The 20,689-nt window shown below is 61.7% G+C and carries 17 protein-coding genes; 6 read left to right on the forward strand and 11 right to left on the reverse strand.

The window, feature by feature from the left end:
- Window positions 1-12 precede the first annotated feature (12 nt).
- The 3 genes from AB4O25_RS16060 to AB4O25_RS16070 all read right to left on the reverse strand — a co-directional run bounded on the left by AB4O25_RS16060 (window position 13) and on the right by AB4O25_RS16070 (window position 5,063).
- A complete protein-coding gene (locus AB4O25_RS16060; RefSeq protein WP_017530784.1) occupies window positions 13-1,791 on the reverse strand; it encodes an acyl-CoA dehydrogenase C-terminal domain-containing protein in 1,779 nt (592 codons plus the stop codon).
- 119 nt (window positions 1,792-1,910) lie between these two features.
- Window positions 1,911-3,683, reverse strand: coding sequence for an acyl-CoA dehydrogenase C-terminal domain-containing protein (locus AB4O25_RS16065; protein ID WP_116078230.1), 1,773 nt, complete (start codon window positions 3,681-3,683; stop codon window positions 1,911-1,913).
- A gap of 90 nt (window positions 3,684-3,773) precedes the next feature.
- Complete coding sequence (locus AB4O25_RS16070; protein WP_017530782.1) at window positions 3,774-5,063, reverse strand: GGDEF domain-containing protein; 1,290 nt, start codon at window positions 5,061-5,063, stop codon at window positions 3,774-3,776.
- Between the two features lie 340 nt (window positions 5,064-5,403).
- On the opposite strand from AB4O25_RS16070, the gene AB4O25_RS16075 reads away from it, so the two are divergent.
- A complete protein-coding gene (locus tag AB4O25_RS16075) occupies window positions 5,404-6,948 on the forward strand; it encodes a hypothetical protein (RefSeq protein ID WP_460149762.1) in 1,545 nt (514 codons plus the stop codon).
- A gap of 82 nt (window positions 6,949-7,030) precedes the next feature.
- On the opposite strand, the gene AB4O25_RS16080 is transcribed toward AB4O25_RS16075, so the two are convergent.
- From AB4O25_RS16080 to bioB, 7 genes are all read right to left on the reverse strand, one after another.
- Complete coding sequence (locus tag AB4O25_RS16080) at window positions 7,031-8,836, reverse strand: phenylacyl-CoA dehydrogenase (RefSeq protein WP_460149763.1); 1,806 nt, start codon at window positions 8,834-8,836, stop codon at window positions 7,031-7,033.
- A 327-nt stretch (window positions 8,837-9,163) separates the two neighbouring features.
- Window positions 9,164-9,445, reverse strand: a complete 282-nt coding sequence (locus AB4O25_RS16085; RefSeq protein WP_017530778.1) for a hypothetical protein — start codon at window positions 9,443-9,445, stop codon at window positions 9,164-9,166.
- Between the two features lie 105 nt (window positions 9,446-9,550).
- The gene (gene bioD, locus AB4O25_RS16090) at window positions 9,551-10,231 is read right to left on the reverse strand and encodes a dethiobiotin synthase (RefSeq protein ID WP_460149765.1); all 681 of its coding nucleotides are present in this window, start codon (window positions 10,229-10,231) and stop codon (window positions 9,551-9,553) included.
- Complete coding sequence (gene bioC, locus AB4O25_RS16095) at window positions 10,228-11,040, reverse strand: malonyl-ACP O-methyltransferase BioC (protein ID WP_017530776.1); 813 nt, start codon at window positions 11,038-11,040, stop codon at window positions 10,228-10,230. The genes bioD and bioC overlap by 4 nt, the downstream gene beginning before the upstream one ends.
- On the reverse strand, window positions 11,033-11,764 hold the full coding sequence (locus AB4O25_RS16100) for an alpha/beta fold hydrolase (protein ID WP_460149767.1): 732 nt from the start codon (window positions 11,762-11,764) through the stop codon (window positions 11,033-11,035). The genes bioC and AB4O25_RS16100 overlap by 8 nt, the downstream gene beginning before the upstream one ends.
- Window positions 11,757-12,926 (reverse strand): 8-amino-7-oxononanoate synthase, encoded by a 1,170-nt coding sequence (bioF, locus tag AB4O25_RS16105; protein ID WP_017530774.1) that lies wholly within the window; start codon window positions 12,924-12,926, stop codon window positions 11,757-11,759. The genes AB4O25_RS16100 and bioF overlap by 8 nt, the downstream gene beginning before the upstream one ends.
- A gap of 82 nt (window positions 12,927-13,008) precedes the next feature.
- The gene (gene bioB / locus AB4O25_RS16110; protein ID WP_017530773.1) at window positions 13,009-14,064 is read right to left on the reverse strand and encodes a biotin synthase BioB; all 1,056 of its coding nucleotides are present in this window, start codon (window positions 14,062-14,064) and stop codon (window positions 13,009-13,011) included.
- Between the two features lie 92 nt (window positions 14,065-14,156).
- On the opposite strand from bioB, the gene AB4O25_RS16115 reads away from it, so the two are divergent.
- From AB4O25_RS16115 to rarD, 5 genes are all read left to right on the forward strand, one after another.
- The gene (locus AB4O25_RS16115) at window positions 14,157-14,894 is read left to right on the forward strand and encodes a ComF family protein (protein WP_267863742.1); all 738 of its coding nucleotides are present in this window, start codon (window positions 14,157-14,159) and stop codon (window positions 14,892-14,894) included.
- A 52-nt stretch (window positions 14,895-14,946) separates the two neighbouring features.
- Window positions 14,947-15,711: a TOBE domain-containing protein gene (locus AB4O25_RS16120; RefSeq protein WP_017530771.1), complete on the forward strand. Its 765-nt coding sequence runs from the start codon at window positions 14,947-14,949 to the stop codon at window positions 15,709-15,711.
- 82 nt (window positions 15,712-15,793) lie between these two features.
- A complete protein-coding gene (locus AB4O25_RS16125) occupies window positions 15,794-17,692 on the forward strand; it encodes a PhoX family protein (protein WP_460149769.1) in 1,899 nt (632 codons plus the stop codon).
- 169 nt (window positions 17,693-17,861) lie between these two features.
- Entirely contained in the window at window positions 17,862-18,836 is a 975-nt protein-coding gene (locus AB4O25_RS16130) for a serine/threonine protein kinase (protein ID WP_017530769.1), read from the forward strand.
- 117 nt (window positions 18,837-18,953) lie between these two features.
- On the forward strand, window positions 18,954-19,838 hold the full coding sequence (gene rarD, locus AB4O25_RS16135; protein WP_017530768.1) for an EamA family transporter RarD: 885 nt from the start codon (window positions 18,954-18,956) through the stop codon (window positions 19,836-19,838).
- A gap of 111 nt (window positions 19,839-19,949) precedes the next feature.
- Here the strand turns inward: rarD and AB4O25_RS16140 are convergent, their stop codons facing one another.
- Entirely contained in the window at window positions 19,950-20,462 is a 513-nt protein-coding gene (locus tag AB4O25_RS16140; protein ID WP_460149771.1) for a glycine cleavage system transcriptional repressor, read from the reverse strand.
- Window positions 20,463-20,689 lie beyond the last annotated feature (227 nt).

A 20,689-nucleotide genomic window follows, 5' to 3' on the forward strand; every position in this document is an offset into this window, starting at 1 on the left:
CCCTCCGAGCCCTTAAAACAGGGCTTCATCCAGCAAAAACAGCGATTCACTACCGGCTTTTACCGACGCGATCAGCGAGTGAATACGTGGCAACAGGCGGGCAAAGTAGAACCGTGCCGTGCCCAGCTTGCTGGCGTAGAAGTCATCTTCCTCTTCTTTGCCCACGGCAGCCTTGGCCATGCGCGCCCACATGTAGGCGTATGCCACGTAGCCAAACGCATGCAAATACTCCACCGAAGCCGCGCCGATTTCGTTCGGATTGGCCTTGGCGCGATCCAGCACCCAGGCCGTCAGTTCGTCCAGGTTGTCGACCGCCGCGCTCAGCGGCTGGGTGAACTCGGCCAATTCGGCGCCCGCGCCTGCGATGAACTGACGGATCTCATCGGCGAACACGCGGTAGAACGCGCCGCCGCTGCCGACGATCTTGCGCCCCATCAAGTCCAGGGCCTGGATGCCGTTGGTGCCTTCGTAGATTTGGGTGATGCGCACATCACGCACCAATTGCTCCTGGCCCCACTCACGGATGTAGCCGTGACCGCCGAACACTTGTTGGCCGAGCACAGTGGTTTCCAGGCCCAGGTCGGTCAGGAACGCCTTGGCCACCGGCGTCAGCAACGCCACCAGGTTATCCGCACGTTCGCGGGCAGCGGCGTCGTCGCTGAACTTGGCGATGTCCAACTGCGTCGCCACGTAGGTGGAGAACGCCCGGCCCCCTTCGTTCGAAGCTTTCATGGTCAGCAACATGCGCCGCACGTCGGGGTGCACGATGATCGGGTCGGCCGCTTTGTCTTTCGCCTGAGCCCCCAGCGGGGAGCGGCTCTGCAGACGGTCACGCGCATAGTCAATGGCGTTCTGGTAAGAGCGTTCGCCGGAAGCCAGGCCCTGGATACCCACACCCAGACGCTCGTAGTTCATCATGGTGAACATCGCCGCCAACCCACGGTTCGGCTCGCCCACCAGGTAACCCACGGCTGCGTCGAAGTTCATCACGCAGGTCGCAGAGGCCTGGATACCCATCTTGTGCTCGATGGAGCCACAGCTCACCGGGTTACGTGCGCCCAGGCTGCCGTCGGCATTGACCATGAACTTCGGTACCAGGAACAACGAGATACCCTTTGGACCTGCCGGCGCGTCCGGCAACTTGGCCAGCACCAGGTGGATGATGTTGTCGGTGAGATCGTGTTCGCCGCCGGTGATAAAAATCTTGGTCCCGCTGACGGTGTAGGAACCGTCCGCCTGAGGTTCGGCTTTTGTGCGGATCATCCCCAGGTCGGTACCGGCATGGGCCTCGGTCAGGCACATGGAGCCGGCCCACTCGCCGGAATACATCTTCGGCAGGTAGGCCGCCTTGAGTTCCTCGCTGGCGTGGGTAGCGATCGACACACAGGCGCCGGAGGTCAGCATCGGGTAAAGCCCGAACGCCAGGCTCGACGAGTTGATCATCTCTTCAACTTGCGCCGACACCGCCTTGGGCATGCCCATGCCGCCAAACGAAGGATCACCGCCTACGCCCACCCAGCCGCCTTCGGCGTAGGTTTTGTAGGCCTGTGGGAAACCGTCCGGGGTAAACACGGCGGTGTTGTCCCAACGGCAACCCTGCTCATCGCCACCGCGGCTGAGCGGCGCGATGGATTTGGCGGTCACTTTGCCGGCCTCTTCGAGAATCGCCTCGACAGTATCGGCGTCAACGATGTCTGCCAACGCCGGCAATTGGGCCCAGGTAGCGGCAACCTCAAACACTTCGTTGAGGACGAAGCGCATATCACGCAGCGGCGCTTTGTAATCAGCCATGGCAAACCTCGTGAGAACGTGAAAAGTGATTCGATAGGATCTGTTTTACAGGCTCCGAGTGTACCCGAACAACTTTTCAGACACATAGGGTCCACTTGTGACTAGCTGGTATTTTTAAGTCACTCCAGCATAAACGCCGCCGCAGACAGACTCATCAGGCATTCACTGCCCGCTTCCACCGCGGCGCGATGGGTCGCGGTACGCGGCAACAGGCGCTTGAAGTAAAACTCACAGGTGGCCAGCTTGGCCTTGGCGAACTCGGCATCGCCGTGGCCCTGCGCCGCAATCGCCATGCGCAGCCACAGGTAGGCGAGGATGATGTAACCGCTGTACATCAAGTAATCCACCGCGGCGGCGCCTACTTCATCCGGATTCTTCATCGCGGCCATACCGACCTGGCTGGTCAACTCGCCCCATTGCTGGTTCAGTTGGTTAAGCTGCGCCACATAGGACTTGAGCTGCGCATGCTCGGCATTCGCGGCGCAAAACTTATGCACGATTTTGGTAAACCCGCGCAGCAACTTGCCCTGGCTGCCCAGCACCTTGCGCCCCAGCAGGTCGAGGGCCTGGATGCCATTGGTACCTTCATAGATCGGCGCGATACGCGCATCGCGCGCCAGTTGCTCCATGCCCCACTCGCGGATGTAGCCGTGGCCGCCGAATACCTGCATGCCATGGTTGGTCACTTCCAGCCCGGTGTCGGTCATAAAGGCTTTGCAGATCGGCGTGAGGAACGCCAACAGGTCTTCGGCTTCCTGGCGCTGGCCGGCGTCGCTGCTCAGGTGCGCGGTATCAAGCAACTGCGCGGTGAAATAGGTGAGTGCGCGGTTGCCCTCGTTGAAGGCCTTCATGGTCAACAGCATGCGTCGCACGTCGGGGTGCACGATGATCGGGTCGGCAGCCTTGTCCGGGGCCTTGGCGCCGGTCAGCGAGCGCATTTGCAGGCGATCATTGGCGTATTTTATCGCGCCCTGGAAGCTCGCTTCGCCATTGCACAGGCCTTGCATGCCGGTGCCCAGGCGCGCGTGGTTCATCATGGTGAACATGCAGTTGAGGCCTTTGTTGGCCTCGCCAATCAAAAAGCCCCTGGCCCCGTCGAAGTTCAGCACGCAAGTGGCTGAGGCCTTGATGCCCATCTTGTGCTCGATGGCGCCACAGTTCACCGCGTTGCGCTCGCCGGAGTCAGCGTGGAACTTGGGCACGATAAACAGCGAAATGCCCTTGGTGCCGGCCGGCGCATCCGGCAGCTTGGCCAGCACCAAATGGATGATATTGGCGCTCATGTCGTGCTCGCCGGCCGAGATGAAGATTTTGCTGCCGGTAACGGCATAGCTGCCATCGGCCTGGGGCACGGCGCGGGTCTTGATCAGGCCCAGGTCGGTGCCACAATGGGCTTCGGTCAGGCACATGGTGCCGGTCCATTCGCCGGCGGTGAGCTTGCCCAGGAAGATGTCTTTCTGCTCGGCAGTGCCGTGGGCATGGATCGCCGACATGGCGCCATGAGTCAGCCCCGGGTACATGCCCCAGGAGGTGTTGCTGGAGCCGATCATCTCACTGAGCACCAGGCCCAGCGACTGCGGCAAACCCTGGCCGCCGTAGGCCGGGTCTGCCGCTACGCCATGCCAGCCGCCCTCGACATACTGGGCGAAGGCTTCCTTGAAACCCCTGGGCGTAGTGACCACGCCATTGTCGAAATGGCAGCCTTCTTCATCGCCGCTGCGGTTGAGCGGCGAGAGCACGTTCTCGCAAAATTTGGCGCCTTCTTCGAGGATCGCGTTGACCATGTCCGGGCTGGCGTCGGTTGCGCCCAACGCGGCGTAGTGGCCGTGGAAATCAAACACGTTGTCGATCAAAAAGCGCATGTCGCGCAGGGGAGCTTTGTACTCAGGCATGGTCATGTCTCCGGCAGCAGATGCCATCAACCTACTGCCGGCCAGCGCCCCGAACAATCACTGTAGAACCGCTGAATACGTCGCCATCAGTCAACCGGCAGCGCTCTCCATGCGCACCGCGCCACGCCGTGTTTGCCCGGCGGCGATCACACAGTTGCGCCCCGCGCCTTTGGCGGCATACAGCGCCTGGTCGGCGGACTTGAGCACTTCTTCAGGGGTGCGCTGTTCGGCTTGGCGCTCGGCCACGCCGATGCTGACCGTCACCGACACGCTCGACGCGCCGCTGCCCGCGCGGCGTTGCCGGCCCTGGCTATCATCCTGAGGGCGATCCGAGTTGCGCAGCTTGATGTCGTAATTAGCGACGATCTCGCGAATTTCCTCCAAGTGCGGCATGCACTCATCCAGGCTCTTGCCGGCAAACACCACGGCAAACTCTTCACCGCCATAGCGGTACGCACGCCCGCCACCGCTGACCCGGGACAATTTGCTCGCCACCAGGCGCAGCACTTGGTCGCCGACATCGTGGCCATGGGTGTCGTTGAAGCGCTTGAAGTGGTCGACGTCGGTCATCGCCAGCACATAGTTACGCCCCAGCCGTTGCATGCGCTCGTTGAGCGCACGACGCCCCGGCAAACCGGTCAGCTCATCGCGAAACGCCATTTGATAGGCCTCATGGGCCACGCCGGCAGCGATCATCAACATCACCTGGCTGCACATGATATTGAGGGTAAACGGCAGGATGAACGTCTGGGGCAACATCCAGAACAGCCCCAGCACCCCCACCAATTGCGCCGCATGCAGCGGGCGCGGCTGGTACCAGTATTGCGCCGCGAGCGTCAGGAAGCCGATCAGGAACATGGGGTACGACAGCTGGATCAAGCTCATCCAGTTGCCATGCAACGCCGGCCAGCGGATCTGCGCCAACCAGTTCAACAGCGCCTGGGGATAACTTTGCTCAAGGGCCAACGCTACGCTGCCTATTGCCAGCAACACCGCGCCGCGCGCTACGAAGTCGCGGAACAGGTGGGTTTTTTCCTGCCACAACGCATAAATGCTGAACAGCAGTGGCAACAACAGGCAACACAGGTGAAACACCACCGCCGCATCTTCGCGCACGCGGCCGTTGTCACGGTAGAAATCGGTCTGGGTATCGAGCAGGAAGTAGGCCACGTACACGGTAATCATCAAGAACAGCTCACGCTGGCGCCGGTATACCGCGCAGTACGAACCGCCGAGCAGCAACACCAGGGTCGGCAACACGTTGAACAGCGAGGTGAAGAAGACGTTGAGATCCTTGACGTATGCAGCCGAAAGCCCCGCCAGCAAGAGCAGCAACGAGGGAAGAAAATGACTGAACCGCACAGCCGACACGCGTGACAAGGGTAAAACTCCGACCTACAAAATAGTGGCACTATGCCGTTACGCCGACAGTTAAGCACAAGCTGCCTGCCCTGTATCAAATTGCCACTACTTTAACGGCCGGTTTGCCCAATCCCTGAGCGCAACGCTATGGTTTTTTATCACGCGCCAAATAGGCAATCAGCGGACCATCCGCCCTGTTAGTTCTGACAGTATCCGCCGAGGGGTTTGCAGTGTTTACTGGCTACACCCACTAAGCGCCCATCGAGCACTCGGGACAAGGGAGTGTCCTTCAAACATCAAGGGAGCGTTCCCATGGAAAACCGCCATTGCCGATTTTGTGCGCACAAGCTCAGCGTTCTTGATTCGTCACGCCATTTCCAGGCTGCCACCGCTGATCGTGGTGGATGCAATTGCCAATGCCGACGGCCTGGTCCCCCTGTCGGTGGCCGCAAAAGACTTGCGAATTCGCATTCCGGCGCTGCCGCAACCCGGCCCTCCCGTGTCTCGTCCAATCAGCATCAGGGTGTACGCGCAGTTACCGCCACCGGGGGAATACCAGGTGTTCTCGTACACGGTATTGCCGGCCTATCCCGTCGGGGATATTGAGGTCGTCGTGCCACGTCGTTTTGTAGGCAACGAGGGCGAGTATTGGCTCACCTATACCGTGGACGACGGTGACAATGTGTTGCGTGCCACCACCAGCACGCTCTTGCGGGTTCATAAAACGCCTCCCTTTGGTTATCTCTCCATCACACCACCGCGCCCACTGTTGCCGGCGAACCTGGCGACGCCACTGATTACCGATGAGTACCTGGCCAACAATGACCCGGTCTGGTTTCGGATTCCCGAGCATGAACAGATCAACGATAAGAAAAATGTGCGTGCAGTGTTCTACTACGGCAACACCAACATCCATCTGGCGGTGCCTTACACCCCACCCGTCACCCTGTCTGACGTGCCGGCTGAGCGGATGATCCCGGTGCCGGCGGCGATCATGCGTGCCCGAGGCAACGGCACACAACAACTGACCTACCGCCTCATTGACCAGGGCGGCAACCGCGCCCGGGACTCGCTGAGTCTCGAGATAACAGTTGCCATACGCGTGACGCCTTCCAACATCGCCATGCCACGGATACCTCTGGCGATTGCGCCGGACAACACCGTGACCCAATGGGACATCAACCAAAGTGGCCAGCCAGGGGTGGACGTATGGCTGGACAACGCCAGCCTGCAAATCGGCGACACGGTGGCCGTGACCCTGGCGGGCACCGTCGTAACGGCGTCCTTGACTTACGCAGGGCAACCCTTGCCGCTACCGTTCACTGTCTCGACGGGGCAAATACTGGCCACGCTGCCGGGCGCCGCCAACACGGATACCTCGGCTCAGGTTGGGTTTCGAGTTACCAGCCGCGGGGTTGCCTTCAACGGCCCCGTCCGAACCCTGACCTTCAACCTGTCAGCCCTGATGACGTTGGCGCCGCCGGTGGTGCAAAACCTGAACGCTGACGGCAACCTCAACTGCAACTCAGCGCTGCCCTTGGGCGCAACCTATTCGAATCGTTTCATTCAGGTGTCTATCCCCGCTTCGACACTCTTGATTGCCGGCAGATCGTTGACCGTGACCTGCGCGCTGAGCCGGCAGGATGATGGTTCAAACGTCATCGTTCCAGCAGTCACAGTTTCTGTGGTGCTTTCCGCCGATGCGCCCACACGAGGCCTTATCGTCGACGTGCCCTACTCGACGACTATGGGGGTAATCGGCAGAGGTGTGATGTATGTCAGCTACTCAACGCTAAATAGCGCCAATCAACAGATTCGATCTACGCCGGTGCCCGTTCGAGTCAGGGGGGTTTTACCCGGAAACGTCTATTGCGACGGGACGCCTTTCATTCCGACGCCTTGAGAGTTGGGCGCACGCCCATAAAAAAGCCGCCGCTCCCGAAAGAGCGGCGGCTTTTACGCTGTGGAAGAAACCCTGCCGACGCTTAGTAAGCCAGGCCGAAGTCTTCTTCTTTCATGTCCATCAGGTTGTTGGCGCCCGACAACATGGTGGCCACGTGGGTACGGGTACGCGGCAGGATACGCTGGAAGTAGAACCGCGCGGTCTGCAGCTTGGCGGTGTAGAACGCCTCTTCGCTGGTACCGGCGGCCAGTTTTTCGGCCGCCAGGCGTGCCATGTCGGCCCAGAAGTACGCCAGGCAGGCATAACCGGAATACATCAGGTAATCCACCGAAGCGGCACCGACTTCTTCACGGTCCTTCATCGCGGCCATGCCGACCTTCATGGTCAACTCGCCCCACTCTTTGTTCAGTGCCGCCAGCGGTGCGACGAACTCTTTGACAGCCTCGTTGCCTTCGTTGGCCTGGCAGAACTTGTGCACGATTTTGGTGAAGCCCTTGAGCGCTTCGCCCTGGGTCATCAGCACTTTACGGCCGAGCAGGTCCAGCGCCTGGATACCGGTGGTGCCTTCGTACAGCATCGAGATGCGGCTGTCGCGAACGTTCTGCTCCATGCCCCACTCGGCGATAAAGCCGTGGCCGCCGTAGATCTGCACGCCGTGGTTGGCCGATTCAAAACCGACTTCGGTCATGAACGCCTTGGCGATCGGGGTCATGAATGCCAGCAAGCCATCGGCCTGTTTCTTGGCTTCGTCGTCGGTGCCGTACTTGACGATGTCCACTTGCTTGGCGGTGAAGTACACCATCGCACGGTTGCCTTCGGCGAAGGCTTTCATGGTCAGCAGCATGCGGCGCACGTCTGGGTGAACGATGATCGGGTCAGCGGCTTTTTCCGGCGCTTTCGGGCCGGTGAGGGAGCGCATTTGCAGGCGGTCGCAAGCGTACTTCAGGCCGCCCTGGAAGCCGATCTCGGCGTGAGCCAGGCCTTGCAACGCAGTGCCCAGGCGCGCGGTGTTCATAAAGGTGAACATGCAGTTCAGGCCTTTGTTCGCCGGGCCGATCAGGTAACCGGTGGCCGCATCGAAGTTCATCACGCAGGTGGCGTTACCGTGGATCCCCATTTTGTGCTCCAGGGAACCACAGCTCACCGCGTTACGCGCGCCGATTGAACCGTCTGCGTTAGGCAGGAACTTGGGCACGATAAACAGCGAGATGCCTTTGGTGCCGGCCGGTGCATCCGGCAGGCGGGCCAGTACGATGTGGACGATGTTGTCGGCCATGTCGTGTTCACCGGCCGAAATGAAGATTTTGGTACCGGAGACTTTGTAGGAACCATCGGCCTGAGGTTCGGCCTTGGTGCGCAACATGCCCAGGTCGGTGCCGCAGTGCGGCTCGGTCAGGCACATGGTGCCGGTCCATTCGCCCGACACCAGTTTGGTCAGGTAAGCCTCTTGCTGCTCGGGAGTGCCGTGCTCGGAGATGGTGTTCATCGCACCGTGGGACAGCCCTGGGTACATGCCCCACGACCAGTTGGCTTCGCCGACCATTTCGCTCACGGCCAGGCCCAGGGATTCCGGCAGGCCTTGGCCACCGTGCTCCACGTCGTGGGCCAGGCTCGGCCAGCCGCCTTCGACGAACTGTTTGTAGGCTTCTTTGAAGCCCGTAGGGGTCTTAACGCCTGATTCACTCCAGGTGCACCCTTCGATGTCACCCACGCGGTTCAACGGTGCCAGCACTTGCTCACAGAACTTGGCGCCTTCCTCAAGGATGGCATCGACCATGTCCGGGGTAGCGTCCTGGCAAGCCGGCAGGCTCTGATAGTGCGCTTCATAACCGAGCAGTTCGTCACGAACGAAGCGAATATCACGCAAGGGGGCCTTGTAGTCAGGCATAGCGATAAACCTCTGCTGATGTAGCTGGAATGAACAACCGCGTGGAATTTATTGTGGCGGTCAAACAGGTGTTTGAAACATACGTTTACGACCTGGGGATGTCAAGCGTCGCTCAGATGCCGTTTGTCATGACACACATCAACCCAGGCACAACAAAGCCTGAGGCTGGATGCCACATCAGAGAGATGTATAGAAAGGGATCAGAATAAAACAGGGCAAATGTGGGAGGGGGCTTGCTCCCGATAGCGTCGTGTCAGTCGATATCTCTTTGACTGATGTACCGCTACCGGGAGCAAGCCCCCTCCCACAGGTTCAAACGCCGGCAGATCAGGCGTAAGTGTCGATCAATGTACCGAGCATTTCGTCCGAAGCCTTGGCCACCTTGACGCCCAGCTCGACCTGGAACTTGCCTTCGGCCAGTTCCACCATATTGCTGGCGGAGTTGGTCGGTTGGCCGCGATTGACCGCCTGCAGGCGATCATTCTGGGCATCCGAAGGCTGACTGGTGGCGGCACTGGCGATCTTGCCGGCGGCCTGGTCCACACGGTTCTGCCCGGACTGAATGGTGTTCAGGCCCGAATAAAACGCGCTGCTTCCAGAGATTTCCATGGCTAAGCCTGCCTTTACAGAATCGTGAGCGGTGATTGAAGCAGAGATCGTGGCCAAATGCCCGTCAAAAACAATAATGGCACAGTGCCTTAGCGATAGCCAAAATCAGTCAAGCAGATCCAGGTGCAGGTGGTGCGCCACCGCTTCAGCCCCGGCGTGCTTGAGCCTGGGCACACGCCCCAGGCACGGCGCCGGCAACCGCTCAGCCAGGGTGGCGAGGTTTTCTTCCAGACGAGAGGTCTTGGGATCAATGATATTGGCCACCCACCCCGCCATCTGCAAACCATCCCGCGCGATGGCCTCGGCGGTGAGCAAGGCATGGCTGATACAACCCAGGCGCACGCCCACCACCAGGATCACCGGCAGTTTGAGCGCCATGGCCAGGTCTGACAGGTTGGCCTGATCAGCCAACGGCACGCGCCAGCCGCCGGCGCCTTCGATCAAGGTGAAATCGGCCTGGCGCGCCAGAATCTGCTGCATGGGTTTGAGCAACGACTGCACCGTCAGCGCAACCCCTGCCTCGCGCGCCGCCAAATGCGGTGCGATGGCAGGCTCGAACGCCACGGGGTTGACCTCGGCATAACTGAGCGGCAATGAACACTGCGCCAGCAGCGCCAGGGCATCGTCGTTGCGCAGGCCGTGGGGCGTCAGCGCGCAGCCGGACGCCACCGGTTTGCCCGCAGCCGTGCTTCTGCCGGCTTGGCGCGCCGCGTGCAACAGGCCGGCGGCGACGGTGGTCTTGCCCACATCGGTGTCGGTGCCGGTGATGAAATAAGCGGGGCTCATAGAGGTTTCTCCAGTACGGCATACACCACTTGATACGTTGCCGGCAGGCCCTGGGCCTGGCGGAACTGCTCATACGCTTGAACCAATGCGGCAATTCGCGCGCGGCCCGTCAACCCACCGGGGCGGCCTGGGTTCAGATTGTGTGCGCCCAGGGCCTTCAATTCGTGGGTCAGGCTGCGCACATCGGGGTAATGCAGCACATGGGGCTGGCGCTCCAGGCTGACCACGCGCAAACCGCTGGCCGCGCACAATTGCTGGTAAGCCTCGAAGGTACGGAAACGGTTGACGTGCACCAGGCCATCGGCGGCGCGCCAGCTTTCGCGCAGTTCATCCAGCGTGCCCACGCATAAACTGGCAAACGCCAATACGCCGCCCGGCTGCAGCACCCGATAGGCCTCGCTCAGCACTGCGTCGAAGTTCGCACACCATTGCACCGCCAGGCTGGAGAACAGCAGCCCGAAGCTGTCAGCTTTCAGCGGCAAGCGTTCCGCATCACCGGCAATGAAGTGCTGCGCGCCACCTGAAGGCCGCGCATGAGCAAGCATGCCCTCGGCAATATCCAGCGCCACGCCTTGGCTCGCGGGCATGCGTTCAGCTAACACACGGCTGAAGTAACCTGTGCCGCAGCCCATATCCAGCCAACGTTGTGGCGCCCCCGCCGACGGCAAACGCGACAGCAGGCCGTGCCCCACCGCTCGCTGCAATTGAGCGACGCTGTCGTAACTGGCTGCCGCACGGGAGAACGAGGCCGCCACCCGGAGCTTGTCCGGCAAGGCGCCCGGCAGTGAAGGTTGGGAGAGATCAGTCATCAACACACTCATGCAAAAAAGCCTGGATGGCCTCCGCCACACCGTGAGGGTCCTCCAGAAGAAAAGCGTGACCGGCTTGTTCAATCAGGCCGATTTCTACATCGGGCAACAATACCAAGAGCGCACTGGCCGCCTGCGCGGGCACCAACGCGTCCATAGCGGCAAACAGGTGCAACTGCGGGCCGCGATAGGCGAGCAAGGCCTCACGCGTGTCCAATTGAGCGAGTAACTCTAAACCCGGCATCAATACATGGGGGGCCGTATGCGGGGCGCCGCTGACCAGCAAACGCGAGAGCCCGCGAGGGTCGGCGGCGCCTTTGGCACACAGCAGTCCAAAGCGTTTGAGAGTGACTTGCGAGTCAGCGTGGCAACCGCTGAGGAACGCATCGAACGTCTCGGCGGGCATCGCATCCGGCCAGCCCTCGTGGGCAACAAAACACGGGTTGCTCGCCAGGGTCAGCAGGCCACAGCAACGCTCGCCGCGCCGTGCCGCCAACTCGGCGGCCAGCATGCCGCCGAGGGACCAGCCGCCCAGCCAGGTGTTGTCCGGCAAGGTCGCGTCAAGTTCATCGAGCCATTCTTCCAGGTCGCAGGAGCCCAGCGCAGGCAACGGCTCGATCTGCACGTGCAGGTGTTCATCCAGGCCCTGCAAGGCGGCGGCCAATGGTTCCAGCGGCGATACGCCAAGGCCCCAGCCGGGCAGCAATACCAGTCGATTACGCATGGGCAGGCTCCAGGCGCAAACACGCTTGCAATGCGCTCAACAATAGCTGCACCTGCGCTTCACTGTGGGCCGCCGTCAACGTCACGCGCAACCGCGCACCGCCGGCGGGCACGGTGGGTGGGCGGATCGCGGTGACCATCAGGCCGCGCTCGCGCAGCCTCTGCGATAAACGCACGGCTCTGGCGCTGTCGCCGACCAGGATCGGTTGGATCGGGGTGAAGCTGTCCATCAAGTTCAGGCCAAGCTGCTCGGCCCCTTGGCGGAACTGGCGAATCAGGCCGTTGAGGTGTTCACGCCGCCAATGCTCGGTGCGCAGCAGCTCCAGGCTTTTGAGTGTGGCGCAGGCCAGCGCCGGCGGTTGGCTGGTGGTGTAGATGTACGGCCGGGCGAACTGGATCAGGCTTTCGATCAGCTCTTCACTGCCCGCCACAAACGCACCGGCGGTGCCGAATGCCTTGCCAAGCGTGCCGACCAATACCGGTACATCGTCCTGGCTCAAGCCAAAGTGCTCGACGATCCCACCACCGTTGGCCCCCAGCGGGCCGAAGCCATGGGCGTCGTCCACCATCAACCAGGCGCCCTTGGCCTTGGTTTCGCGCGCCAGCGCGGGCAGGTCGGCCAGGTCGCCATCCATGCTGAACACACCGTCGGTGACCACCAGGGTATTGCCGGTGGCTTTTTCCAGGCGCTTGGCCAGGCTGGCCGCGTCGTTATGCAGGTAGCGATTGAACCGCGCGCCCGACAGCAAGCCGGCATCCAGCAGCGAGGCATGGTTAAGGCGGTCTTCGAGTACCGTATCGCCCTGCCCCACCAATGCGGTGACCGCGCCCAGGTTGGCCATGTAACCGGTGGTAAACAGCAAGGCACGCGGGCGACCGGTCAGGTCGGCCAGGGCTTCTTCGAGTTCGTGGTGCGGCATGGCGTGCCCGACCACCAGGTGCGAAGCGCCACCGCCCACGCCCCAACGAGATGCACCGGCGCGCCAGGCTTCGATCACTTGCGGGTGATTGGCCAGCCCCAGGTAGTCGTTGTTGCAGAACGCCAACAGCGGCTGCCCGTCTACCACCACTTGCGGGCCTTGGGGGCTCTGGAGCAGAGGACGTTGACGGTAAAGATGTTCGGCACGGCGGGCAGCGAGGCGCGCGGCGAGATCGAAAGACATGCAGGCCTCGATTCAGCAGGATGTTCGCGGTAGAACATGTGGGAGGGGGCTTGCTCCCTCCCACATTTGAATTGCATTTGGGTCAAACAGCGGCGTTGTAAAACTGCTCGCTGCTCTTGTGCTCCACCAACGCCTGTTCGATCGCCGCCTGGTGCACTTCGTCGGCATGCTCTTCACGGGCTTCCGGCAGGATGCCCAGGCGCGCGAACAGTTGCATGTCTTTGTCGGCTTGCGGGTTGGCGGTGGTCAGCAGTTTGTCGCCATAGAAGATCGAGTTCGCCCCGGCGAAAAACGCCAGCGCCTGCATCTGTTCATTCATCGCTTCACGGCCGGCCGACAGGCGCACATGGGATTGCGGCATCAGGATGCGCGCCACCGCCAGCATGCGGATAAAGTCGAACGGGTCGATGTCCTCGGCGTTTTCCAACGGCGTACCGGCCACCTTCACCAGCATGTTGATCGGCACCGACTCCGGATGCTCCGGCAGATTGGCCAACTGGATCAGCAGGTTGGCGCGGTCGTCGAGGGACTCGCCCATGCCGAGGATGCCGCCCGAGCAGATCTTCATCCCCGAATCACGCACATAGGCCAGGGTTTGCAGGCGCTCGCTGTAGGTACGGGTGGTGATGATGCTGCCGTAAAATTCCGGCGAGGTATCGAGGTTGTGGTTGTAGTAGTCGAGGCCGGCCTGGGCCAGGGCTTCGGTCTGGTCCTGGTCGAGACGGCCGAGGGTCATGCAGGTTTCCAGGCCCATGGCCTTCACGCCTTTGACCATCTGCAACACGTAGGGCATGTCTTTGGCCGACGGGTGCTTCCAGGCGGCGCCCATGCAGAAGCGCGTAGAACCGATGGCTTTGGCGCGGGCAGCCTCTTCGAGGACCTTCTGCACTTCCATCAGTTTTTCTTTTTCCAGGCCGGTGTTGTAGTGGCCCGACTGCGGACAATATTTGCAATCTTCCGGGCAGGCGCCGGTCTTGATCGACAGCAGCGTCGACACCTGCACCCGGTTGGCGTCGAAATGCGCGCGGTGCACGGTCTGCGCCTGGAACAACAGGTCATTGAACGGTTGCACAAACAGTGCTTTGACTTCGGCCAGGGACCAATCGTGACGCAGGGTGGCAGTGGTGCTGGCGCTCATGGGCGATTCCTTGATTATGCTTTGACAGGCGCTGCGGGAAGGGCAATACCCACAGGCGCGACACGGATGCTCGGCATATTTAAGGAAGATCCATGCACTGTCAACTGAAGCGCAAATACCAGGTTTACATCTGGTCAAAAAACAAACAGAACTGTTTGATCTGCGATGAGCCCACTGAAACCGCCGACTCGGTCTGCAACGCCTGCGAGACCGAACTGCCCTGGCTGATGGAACACTGCGAAGTCTGCGCCCTGCCCTTATCGATGGACGGCCTGGTCTGCGGCCAATGCCAACATCAACCGCCGGCGTTTAAACAGGTGATCGCCCCCTGGGCCTACAGCTTTCCCGTCGACCGTCTGATAAGCCGCTTCAAACACCAGGCGCGCTGGCCGCTCGGGCATATGCTCGGCCGTTTATTGGGGCAACACGTGCAACACCGCTTCGACAACACTGCCCTCACACGCCCGGACGCCCTGCTGCCGGTACCCATGGCGCGCAAACGCCTGCGCGAACGTGGCTATAACCAGGCGCTGATGTTGGCGCGCTGGCTCAGCGCCGACCTGAATATCCCCTGCGATGAACACCTGCTGCTGCGTCCCCATGAAACCCTCGCGCAACAAGCCCTCGACGCCAAGACCCGCAAACGCAACCTGCTCGGCGCCTTTGCCCTGGCCGCCGGCGCCCAGGTGCAAGGCCGCCATTTTGCCGTGGTGGACGACGTACTCACCACCGGCGCCACTGCCCACAGCCTGGCGCGGTTGTTGATCCATGCCGGCGCGCGACAGGTCGACGTGTACTGCCTGGCGCGCACGCCAAAGCCAGACACTTGACTCTGCCGCCCCGCGCCCGCAACGTCCGCTCATCCCCACACAGCGTATGCCCATGTCTCTACCCACCCTGCTCAGCCAACATATCGTCCGCCGCCCGCAGCGCATTGCCTTGCTTGCGCATATCGCCGAGCAGGGCTCCATTACCCGCGCCGCCAAAAGCGCTGGCTTGAGTTACAAGGCCGCCTGGGACGCCATCGACGAGTTGAACAACCTGGCGCAAAAACCGCTGGTCGAACGCAGCGTCGGCGGCAAGGGCGGCGGCGGCGCCAGGCTCACGGTCGAAGGTGAACGGGTACTGCGCCTCTATCAGCGCCTGCAAGCGGTGCAGGCCCAAGTGCTGGGTTCGGACGAAGCGGCCAGTGACTTCAACCTGCTCGGCCGCCTGATGCTGCGCACCAGTGCACGGAACCAGCTGCATGGCCAGGTCGTTGCGATTCAACGCCAAGGCCGCAACGATTTGGTGCGCCTGCAACTGACGGGCGGGCTGACCCTCGAGGCGCAGATCACCCACGACAGCACGCAGCGGCTGGAGCTGGAGTTGGGCGTGGAAGTCGTCGCCTTGATCAAGGCCGGTTGGCTGGAACTGCTGGCACCGCAGGCAGCCGCAACACTTGGACACAATTGTATGAGCGGCATCGTCGCCGCCATTCTCACCGCCGAGGACGGCCCCAGCGAAGTGCGCATCACCCTGCCGAACGGCCTGGTTCTATGCGCCCTGGCGCCGCCGGACGCGCTGGAGGCCCTGGGCACCACCGAAGGTCAGACGGTCCAGGTGCAATTCGCCCCCAGCCAGGTCTTGCTCGGCACCCCCGTGTAAGTTGCACACTGCCTTCAAATTGCAACAATTTCGTCACGACGGCTGCTTAAGGTGTTTGCAAAAAGCACTCAAGGAGCCCGTGATGAGCCTGTTAGAAGAGAACCAAGCCACCGACCTCGAACAGATGGTCGGCCTCACCCGCCGTCGTTTTATCGGTGCCGGCGCACTCTGCGGTGCCGCGATGTTCCTGGGCGGCAACCTGCTCAGCCGCAGCGCCCTGGCCGTAAACGCGGCCTCCGCCAGCCCGCTGCTGGGTTTCACCAGCATCGCCGCCGCCACCAGCGACACCATCACCCTGCCGCCGGGCTACGGCGCTTCGGTGCTGATCAGTTGGGGCCAGCCGCTGCACAAGAGCGCCCCGGCCTTTGACCCGTCCGGCAACGGCACGGCCAAGGCCCAGGAACAGCAGTTCGGCGACAACAACGACGGCATGAGCCTGTTCGCCTTCCCCGGTGACGACAACCGCGCGCTGATGGCGATCAACAACGAATACACCAACTATCGCTACCTCTATGCCCACGGTGGCGCGCCGCAGTCGGCCGAAGACGTGCGCAAGGCCCAGGCCAGCGAAGGCGTGTCGGTGATCGAAATACGGCGCAAGGGCGACACCTGGCAGTTCGTCCAGGACTCGCGCTACAACCGGCGCATCCACGGCAACTCGCCGATCCGCCTGAGCGGTCCCGCCGCCGGCCACGAATGGCTGAAAACCAGCGCCGACAAGTCCGGCAAAAAAGTCCTCGGCACCTTCCAGAATTGCGCCAACGGCAAAACGCCATGGGGCACGTACCTGACCTGTGAAGAGAACTTCACCGACTGCTTCGGCAGCAGCAACCCACAGCAAGCATTCGATGCCGGGCAGAAACGCTACGGCGTGGTCGCCGCCAGCAAAGAGATCAACTGGCACCTGCACGACCCGCGCTTCGACATGGCCAAGCACCCCAACGAACTCAACCGCCACGGCTGGGTGGTGGAAATCGACCCGTTCGACCCGCAATCCACCCCGACCAAACGCACCGCCCTGGGCCGCTTCAAACATGAGAACGCAGCGCTGGCCGAAACCCGCGACGGCCGTGCCGTGGTGTACATGGGCGACGATGAGCGCGGTGAGTTCATCTACAAATTCGTCAGCCGCGACAAGATCAACCACAAGAACCCCAAGGCCAACAAGGACCTGCTCGACCACGGCACCTTGTATGTGGCGATCTTCGACGCGGGCGACGGCGACGTCGACCACCCCAAGGGCAAGGGCCAATGGGTGGAACTCACCCACGGCAAAAACGGCATCGACGCCAGCAGCGGCTTTGCCAGCCAGGCCGAAGTGTTGATCCACGCGCGCCTGGCCGCCAGCGTGGTCAAAGCCACGCGCATGGACCGCCCGGAATGGATCGTGGTCAGCCCCACCGACGGCCAGGTCTATTGCACCCTGACCAATAACGCCAAGCGCGGCGAAGACGGCCAGCCGGTGGGCGGCCCCAACCCACGCGAAAAGAACGTCTACGGCCAGATCCTGCGCTGGAAGGCCAATGCCGATGACCACGGCGCGGCTGACTTCAGTTGGGACCTGTTCGTGGTGGCCGGCAACCCTGGGGTACATGCCGGCAAGCCCAAGGGCGGCTCGTCCAACATCAACCCACAAAACATGTTCAACAGCCCCGATGGCCTGGGCTTCGACAAGGCCGGGCGCTTGTGGATCCTCACCGATGGCGACTACAGCAACGCCGGCGACTTCGCGGGGATGGGCAATAACCAGATGCTCTGCGCCGACCCAGGCACTGGCGAAATCCGCCGCTTCATGGTGGGCCCGGTGGCATGTGAGGTCACGGGGATCAGCTTCTCGCCGGATCAGAAAACCCTGTTTGTGGGGATCCAGCATCCCGGTGAAACCGGCGGTTCGACCTGGCCGGAACATTTGCCGAACGGCAAGCCGCGCTCGTCGGTGATGGTGATTCGGCGGGATGACGGCGGGGTCGTCGGCGCCTGACACGGCCTCATCGGGGGCAAGCCCCCTCCCACATTTGAACTGTATTCACAAATCAAAGTGTGGGAGGGGGCTTGCTCCCGATGGCAATCGCACAGCCACCACCTATCTCTGGCCCGGTGCGTTACCATACCGGGCCGGACGCGGCGCCCTGCTGCGCGCAGGAGTTCGCATGGCCCACCCGTTTGAAACACTCACTCCCGACCTGGTCCTCGACGCTGTCGACAGCATCGGTTTCCTCAGCGATGCCCGCATCCTGGCGCTTAATAGCTACGAAAATCGCGTGTATCAGGTGGGCATCGAAGGCTCAGAACCGCTGATCGCCAAGTTCTATCGCCCCCAGCGCTGGACCAACGAGGCGATCCTCGAAGAACACCGCTTTACCTTTGAACTGGCCGAATGCGACGTGCCGGTGGTGGCGCCCCTTATCCACAACGGCGCAAGCCTGTTCGAACACGCGGGTTTCCGTTTTACCCTGTTCCCGCGCCGTGGCGGCCGCGCGCCGGAACCGGGCAACCTCGACCAGTTGTATCGCCTCGGGCAATTGCTCGGTCGCCTGCACGCCGTGGGCTCCACCCGCCCGTTCGAACACCGCGAAGCGCTGGGGGTGAAGAACTTCGGTCACGACTCCCTCACCACCCTGCTCGAAGGCAATTTCATTCCCAAAAGCCTGCTGCCAGCCTACGAGTCCGTGGCCCGTGACCTGCTCAAGCGCGTGGAAGAGGTGTACAAGGCCACGCCGCACAAGAACATCCGCATGCACGGCGATTGCCACCCCGGCAACATGATGTGCCGTGACGAGATGTTCCATATCGTCGACCTGGATGACTGCCGCATGGGCCCGGCGGTCCAGGACCTGTGGATGATGCTCGCCGGCGACCGTCAGGAATGCCTGGGGCAGTTGTCGGAATTGATGGACGGCTACCAGGAATTCCATGACTTCGACCCGCGTGAATTGGCGCTGATCGAACCCCTGCGCGCGTTGCGCCTGATGCACTACAGCGCCTGGCTGGCGCGGCGTTGGGACGACCCGGCGTTTCCGCACAGCTTTCCGTGGTTCGGCAGTGAGCGGTATTGGGGGGATCAGGTGCTGGCGTTGCGCGAACAGCTTTCGGCACTTAACGAAGAACCGCTGAAGCTCTTCTGACTGCTTTTTAAGGTGGAAGGGGGCTTGCTCCCTCCCACATAAAGCAAAGCAGATCCCACCAATAGACAAATATCCTTACAATCGCGCCTTGTTAGCTGCCTAAGCAAGGACTCTGCAATGCACGCCGCCAACCCCCGCAAGGGTTACATCCTGGGCCTTAGCGCCTACGTTATCTGGGGCTTGTTCCCGCTCTACTTCAAAGCCATCGCCAGCGTACCCGCCGCCGAGATCATCGTGCATCGCGTGCTGTGGTCGGCGTTGTTCGGCGGTTTGCTGCTGATGGTATGGAAACACCCCGGCTGGTTCCGCGAGCTGCGCGACAACCCCAGGCGCCTGGCAATCCTGGCCTTGAGCGGATCGCTGATTGCGGCCAACTGGCTGACCTATGTGTGGTCGGTCAATACCGGGCGCATGCTGGAGGCGAGCCTGGGTTACTACATCAACCCGCTGGTGAATGTGCTGCTCGGCATGTTGCTGCTCGGCGAACGCCTGCGCCGCCTGCAATGGGTAGCCGTCGGGCTGGCCGCGGTGGGCGTGGCGCAACAGGTGTGGCAGGTCGGCAGCCTGCCGTGGGTGTCGCTGGCATTGGCGCTGACCTTTGGTTTCTACGGTTTGATCCGCAAGCAGGCGCCGGTCAAGGCGCTGCCGGGGCTGGTCGTGGAAACCTGGATGCTGGTGCCGATTGCCGTTGCGTGGTTGCTGTTCAACCCAAGCGCCCACAGCGCACAGCTTGCATTTTGGAGCACCTCCGAAGCCTGGTGGCTGGTGGCCGCCGGCCCCGTGACGCTGATCCCGCTGGTGTGCTTCAACGCCGCCGCGCGGCATTTGCCCTACACGGCCCTGGGCTTTTTACAGTACGTGGCGCCCACCCTGGTGTTGCTGGAAGCGGTGTTGCTGTTCGGCGAGCACCTGGCGCCAAGCACGCTGCTCGCCTTTGCCTTTATCTGGGCCGGCCTGGTGGTCTACAGCGTGGATGCCTGGCTGACGGTACGCAAGCGCTGATCAAATAATGCACAACCCTCTGCGAGCCACAGCCAACGTGGCTTGCAGGCATCCACCCCAAGGTTATCCACAGGCCCATGCAAGATTTCCATGCATAACCTTGCGGGCGGACTATTCCTCGTTGCGCAGCTCTACCATCAAGTCATCGGCCAAGGTTTCCAGGCATTCCTGCAACTTATCCAAGGATAACGTCGACGGCACCTGCAGCAGCGCCTCGGCGCTGAACAGCGGGTCACCACTCATCGGCGCCGGCCGCACATCGGTGTTCAAGCGCTCCAGATTCACGCCCTGCTTGCTCAATAGCGCGGTGATCTCACGCACAATGCCCGCGCGGTCATTGCCCACCAGCGTCATCACAATCGGTTTGGACGCCAGGGCCTGCCCGGTGCTGCCCTCACCCACCAGCACACGGATGCCGTGTGTGGATAAGTCTTCCAACGCACCCACCAGTGCCTGACGGTTCTGCGCAGGCACGCTGACCCGCAGGATCCCGGCAAACTGCCCGGCCATATGGGCCATGCGGCTTTCCAGCCAATTGCCACCGTGGGCGGCGATGTTCTGCGCGATGCGTTCAACCAGGCCGGGTTTGTCGGCGGCGATAATTGTGAGTACAAGATGGTCCATGGCGAAGCCCTCTGGAATTCAATCTACAAGGTGGACCCGGCGGCCCTCGAAAACAAATCGTGTACCATTTTTATATTTATCTGGAACAATCCAATAGTTTTTTGAGAACATCCGGTTCTCCGCTGTGACCGTACGACCAAAGTGGGTCGCTAAACGACGTATTTAGTCTAATTTTCACAACCGCAAGTCATCATGTAGTATGCCCAACCGAGCACTACATAATGAAA

This window comes from Pseudomonas sp. S3_A03 (assembly GCF_054668275.1).

Coding starts and splice junctions, on each gene's coding strand:
- bioC (WP_017530776.1), bottom strand. CDS start 11,040: ATGACTGATCTCTCCCAACCTTCACTGCCGGGCGCCTTGCCGGACAAG.
- AB4O25_RS16130 (WP_017530769.1), top strand. CDS start 17,862: ATGGCCCACCCGTTTGAAACACTCACTCCCGACCTGGTCCTCGACGCT.
- AB4O25_RS16085 (WP_017530778.1), bottom strand. CDS start 9,445: ATGGAAATCTCTGGAAGCAGCGCGTTTTATTCGGGCCTGAACACCATT.
- bioB (WP_017530773.1), bottom strand. CDS start 14,064: ATGAGCGCCAGCACCACTGCCACCCTGCGTCACGATTGGTCCCTGGCC.
- AB4O25_RS16125 (WP_460149769.1), top strand. CDS start 15,794: ATGAGCCTGTTAGAAGAGAACCAAGCCACCGACCTCGAACAGATGGTC.
- AB4O25_RS16100 (WP_460149767.1), bottom strand. CDS start 11,764: ATGCGTAATCGACTGGTATTGCTGCCCGGCTGGGGCCTTGGCGTATCG.
- AB4O25_RS16140 (WP_460149771.1), bottom strand. CDS start 20,462: ATGGACCATCTTGTACTCACAATTATCGCCGCCGACAAACCCGGCCTG.
- AB4O25_RS16115 (WP_267863742.1), top strand. CDS start 14,157: ATGCACTGTCAACTGAAGCGCAAATACCAGGTTTACATCTGGTCAAAA.
- AB4O25_RS16080 (WP_460149763.1), bottom strand. CDS start 8,836: ATGCCTGACTACAAGGCCCCCTTGCGTGATATTCGCTTCGTTCGTGAC.
- bioD (WP_460149765.1), bottom strand. CDS start 10,231: ATGAGCCCCGCTTATTTCATCACCGGCACCGACACCGATGTGGGCAAG.
- rarD (WP_017530768.1), top strand. CDS start 18,954: ATGCACGCCGCCAACCCCCGCAAGGGTTACATCCTGGGCCTTAGCGCC.
- bioF (WP_017530774.1), bottom strand. CDS start 12,926: ATGTCTTTCGATCTCGCCGCGCGCCTCGCTGCCCGCCGTGCCGAACAT.
- AB4O25_RS16065 (WP_116078230.1), bottom strand. CDS start 3,683: ATGCCTGAGTACAAAGCTCCCCTGCGCGACATGCGCTTTTTGATCGAC.
- AB4O25_RS16120 (WP_017530771.1), top strand. CDS start 14,947: ATGTCTCTACCCACCCTGCTCAGCCAACATATCGTCCGCCGCCCGCAG.
- AB4O25_RS16060 (WP_017530784.1), bottom strand. CDS start 1,791: ATGGCTGATTACAAAGCGCCGCTGCGTGATATGCGCTTCGTCCTCAAC.